The 5235-nt window shown below is 55.9% G+C and carries 2 rRNA genes; both read left to right on the forward strand.

The annotated features are described in order from the left end of the window. The first annotated feature begins 17 nt into the window (after positions 1–17). A 16S ribosomal RNA gene (locus ACZYZE_RS18850) occupies positions 18–1541 on the forward strand. A gap of 549 nt (positions 1542–2090) precedes the next feature. Then, positions 2091–5229 (forward strand): 23S ribosomal RNA (locus ACZYZE_RS18855). Together the 16S and 23S rRNA genes form the textbook arrangement of a ribosomal RNA operon. Positions 5230–5235: the final 6 nt, after the last annotated feature.

Raw genomic sequence — 5235 nt, forward strand, 5'->3', positions numbered from 1 at the left:
TTCGTTTTTGTTTTACTTCAACGGAGAGTTTGATCCTGGCTCAGGATGAACGCTGGCGGCGTGCTTAACACATGCAAGTCGAACGATGAACCTCACTTGTGGGGGGATTAGTGGCGAACGGGTGAGTAACACGTGAGTAACCTGCCCTTAACTCTGGGATAAGCCTGGGAAACTGGGTCTAATACCGGATATGACTCCTCATCGCATGGTGGGGGGTGGAAAGCTTTATTGTGGTTTTGGATGGACTCGCGGCCTATCAGCTTGTTGGTGAGGTAATGGCTCACCAAGGCGACGACGGGTAGCCGGCCTGAGAGGGTGACCGGCCACACTGGGACTGAGACACGGCCCAGACTCCTACGGGAGGCAGCAGTGGGGAATATTGCACAATGGGCGAAAGCCTGATGCAGCGACGCCGCGTGAGGGATGACGGCCTTCGGGTTGTAAACCTCTTTCAGTAGGGAAGAAGCGAAAGTGACGGTACCTGCAGAAGAAGCGCCGGCTAACTACGTGCCAGCAGCCGCGGTAATACGTAGGGCGCAAGCGTTATCCGGAATTATTGGGCGTAAAGAGCTCGTAGGCGGTTTGTCGCGTCTGCCGTGAAAGTCCGGGGCTCAACTCCGGATCTGCGGTGGGTACGGGCAGACTAGAGTGATGTAGGGGAGACTGGAATTCCTGGTGTAGCGGTGAAATGCGCAGATATCAGGAGGAACACCGATGGCGAAGGCAGGTCTCTGGGCATTAACTGACGCTGAGGAGCGAAAGCATGGGGAGCGAACAGGATTAGATACCCTGGTAGTCCATGCCGTAAACGTTGGGCACTAGGTGTGGGGGACATTCCACGTTTTCCGTACCGTAGCTAACGCATTAAGTGCCCCGCCTGGGGAGTACGGCCGCAAGGCTAAAACTCAAAGGAATTGACGGGGGCCCGCACAAGCGGCGGAGCATGCGGATTAATTCGATGCAACGCGAAGAACCTTACCAAGGCTTGACATGAACCGGTAATACCTGGAAACAGGTGCCCCGCTTGCGGTCGGTTTACAGGTGGTGCATGGTTGTCGTCAGCTCGTGTCGTGAGATGTTGGGTTAAGTCCCGCAACGAGCGCAACCCTCGTTCTATGTTGCCAGCGCGTCATGGCGGGGACTCATAGGAGACTGCCGGGGTCAACTCGGAGGAAGGTGGGGACGACGTCAAATCATCATGCCCCTTATGTCTTGGGCTTCACGCATGCTACAATGGCCGGTACAAAGGGTTGCGATACTGTGAGGTGGAGCTAATCCCAAAAAGCCGGTCTCAGTTCGGATTGGGGTCTGCAACTCGACCCCATGAAGTCGGAGTCGCTAGTAATCGCAGATCAGCAACGCTGCGGTGAATACGTTCCCGGGCCTTGTACACACCGCCCGTCAAGTCACGAAAGTTGGTAACACCCGAAGCCGGTGGCCTAACCCCTTGTGGGAGGGAGCTGTCGAAGGTGGGACTGGCGATTGGGACTAAGTCGTAACAAGGTAGCCGTACCGGAAGGTGCGGCTGGATCACCTCCTTTCTAAGGAGCACCTACGATCACCTTGCCCCGTGTATGCGGGTGTGGAGGGGTTGTCAGGAGTACGCCCGTTGCGCAGACGCTAGTTCTGCGGCGGGTGCTCACGGGTGGAATATCAACAAGTAGCGGCCGCTGTGTTTTTCTGCGGCACCCAGTACGGACTCCCCGCTTTCGGGCGGGTGTCCTGGATCGGTGCGGCGGGGGTACGGGCGGTTTAGTGTTTGGCACACTGTTGGGTCCTGAGGCAACAGGGCCATGGCATGGCTGTCGCGGGTTCCCTTTCGGGGGAGCGGTTGCGGGGGTGGTGGTGTGGGTTTGTTTGTTTCTGGTTTCCTGGCTGCACCGATCATACGGTTGTGCCCCCCTTTTTTTGTGGGGGTTCGTGTGGGGTGTGGGGTACGGGGTTGTTGTTTGAGAACTACATAGTGGACGCGAGCATCTTTTATAAGAAGCAATTTCCAAGAATATGAACCTGGATCTGACCGGGCATCCTTTGGGGTGTGTGGTTGGTTTTCATGGTTCTCTCGTGAATTAGCGTTTTTGATCTTTTGTGGTCAAGTTTTTAAGAGCACACGGTGGATGCCTTGGCATTAGGAGCCGAAGAAGGACGTAGGAATCTGCGATAAGCCTGGGGGAGTCGATAACCGGACTGTGATCCCAGGGTGTCCGAATGGGGAAACCCCGCCAGGGGCGCGAGCTGCCTGGTGACCCGCATCTGAACACATAGGGTGCGTGGAGGGAACGCGGGGAAGTGAAACATCTCAGTACCCGCAGGAAGAGAAAACAATAGTGATTCCGTCAGTAGTGGCGAGCGAACGCGGATCAGGCTAAACCGTTCCATGTGTGATAGCCGGCGGGCGTTGCATGGTCGGGGTTGTGGGACTATCCGTTCTGTCTCTGCCGGGACAGTGGGGTGAGTAGTACAGGCATAGGTGAACGGTCTTGAAAGGCCGGCCAGAGAGGGTGTGAGCCCCGTAACCGAAATGTTGTGTACCGCCTGGAGAGTATCCCAAGTAGCACGGGGCCCGAGAAATCCCGTGTGAATCTGTCAGGACCACCTGATAAGCCTAAATACTCCCTAATGACCGATAGCGGACCAGTACCGTGAGGGAAAGGTGAAAAGTACCCCGGGAGGGGAGTGAAACAGTACCTGAAACCGTGTGCTTACAATCCGTCGGAGCCAGTCTGATTCTGGTGACGGCGTGCCTTTTGAAGAATGAGCCTGCGAGTTAGTGTTACGTCGCGAGGTTAACCCGTGTGGGGAAGCCGTAGCGAAAGCGAGTCTGAATAGGGCGTTGCAGTGGCGTGATCTAGACCCGAAGCGAAGTGATCTACCCATGGCCAGGTTGAAGCGACGGTAAGACGTCGTGGAGGACCGAACCCACTTCAGTTGAAAATGGAGGGGATGAGCTGTGGGTAGGGGTGAAAGGCCAATCAAACTTCGTGATAGCTGGTTCTCCCCGAAATGCATTTAGGTGCAGCGTTGCGTGTTTCTTACCGGAGGTAGAGCTACTGGATGGCTAATGGGCCCTACAAGGTTACTGACGTCAGCCAAACTCCGAATGCCGGTAAGTGAGAGCGCAGCAGTGAGACTGTGGGGGATAAGCTTCATAGTCGAGAGGGAAACAGCCCAGACCACCAACTAAGGCCCCTAAGCGTGTGCTAAGTGGGAAAGGATGTGGAGTTGCGAAGACAACCAGGAGGTTGGCTTAGAAGCAGCCATCCTTAAAAGAGTGCGTAATAGCTCACTGGTCAAGTGATTCCGCGCCGACAATGTAGCGGGGCTCAAGTACACCGCCGAAGTTGTGGATTTCAGATAGTAGCCAAGCCGCTCCCTTGTGGGGTTGGTTCAGGCGTCTGGAGTGGTAGGGGAGCGTCGTGTGGGCAGTGAAGTCGCGGTGTAAACCAGCGGTGGAGCCTACACGAGTGAGAATGCAGGCATGAGTAGCGAAAGACGGGTGAGAAACCCGTCCGCCGAATGATCAAGGGTTCCAGGGTCAAGCTAATCTGCCCTGGGTAAGTCGGGACCTAAGGCGAGGCCGACAGGCGTAGTCGATGGACAACGGGTTGATATTCCCGTACCGGCGAAAAACCGTCCATGTTGAACAGGGGATACTAACCGCCCGAGACCTGCCCGCCCACCCTTCGGGGTGGAAGGGTTTTGGTGGAGCGCGGGACCTGATCCTGGGAGGCAAGCGTATTAACAGGTGTGACGCAGGAAGGTAGCCGAGCCGGGCGATGGTTGTCCCGGTCTAAGGATGTAGGGCGAACGGTAGGCAAATCCGCCGTTCATGATGCCTGAGACCCGATGGGACTCCCGTAAGGGGGGATTCGGTGATCCTATGCTGCCTAGAAAAGCATCGACGCGAGGTTTTAGCCGCCCGTACCCCAAACCGACACAGGTGATCAGGTAGAGAATACTAAGGCGATCGAGAGAATTATGGTTAAGGAACTCGGCAAAATGCCCCCGTAACTTCGGGAGAAGGGGGGCCCCCATCGTGATGGACACTAGCTGTCCGGAGCGTGCAGGGGCCGCAGAGACCAGGGGGAAGCGACTGTTTACTAAAAACACAGGTCCGTGCGAAGTCGCAAGACGATGTATACGGACTGACTCCTGCCCGGTGCTGGAAGGTTAAGAGGACCGGTTAGCCGCAAGGCGAAGCTGAGAATTCAAGCCCCAGTAAACGGCGGTGGTAACTATAACCATCCTAAGGTAGCGAAATTCCTTGTCGGGTAAGTTCCGACCTGCACGAATGGAGTAACGACTTCCCCGCTGTCTCAACCATAAACTCGGCGAAATTGCAGTACGAGTAAAGATGCTCGTTACGCGCAGCAGGACGGAAAGACCCCGAGACCTTTACTATAGTTTGGTATTGGTGTTCGGAGTGGCTTGTGTAGGATAGGTGGGAGACGTTGAAGCCCGGACGCCAGTTCGGGTGGAGTCATCGTTGAAATACCACTCTGGTCACTTTGGACATCTAACTTCGGCCCGTAATCCGGGTCAGGGACAGTGCCTGATGGGTAGTTTAACTGGGGCGGTTGCCTCCTAAAAAGTAACGGAGGCGCCCAAAGGTTCCCTCAGCCTGGTTGGCAATCAGGTGTCGAGTGTAAGTGCACAAGGGAGCTTGACTGTGAGAGAGACATCTCGAGCAGGGACGAAAGTCGGGACTAGTGATCCGGCGGTACATTGTGGAATGGCCGTCGCTCAACGGATAAAAGGTACCTCGGGGATAACAGGCTGATCTTGCCCAAGAGTCCATATCGACGGCATGGTTTGGCACCTCGATGTCGGCTCGTCGCATCCTGGGGCTGGAGTAGGTCCCAAGGGTTGGGCTGTTCGCCCATTAAAGCGGTACGCGAGCTGGGTTTAGAACGTCGTGAGACAGTTCGGTCCCTATCCGCTGCGCGCGCAGGAAATTTGAGAAGGGCTGTCCTTAGTACGAGAGGACCGGGACGGACGAACCTCTGGTGTGTCAGTTGTACTGCCAAGTGCACCGCTGATTAGCTACGTTCGGATGGGATAACCGCTGAAAGCATCTAAGCGGGAAGCTCGCTTCGAGATGAGATTTCCATACACCCTCGGGTGTGAGAGGCCCCCAGCCAGACCACTGGGTTGATAGGCCGGATGTGGAAGCGAGGACTAACGACTCGTGAAGCTGACCGGTACTAATAGGCCGATAACTTACACCACACACTC

This window comes from Pseudarthrobacter woesei, from assembly GCF_055412745.1.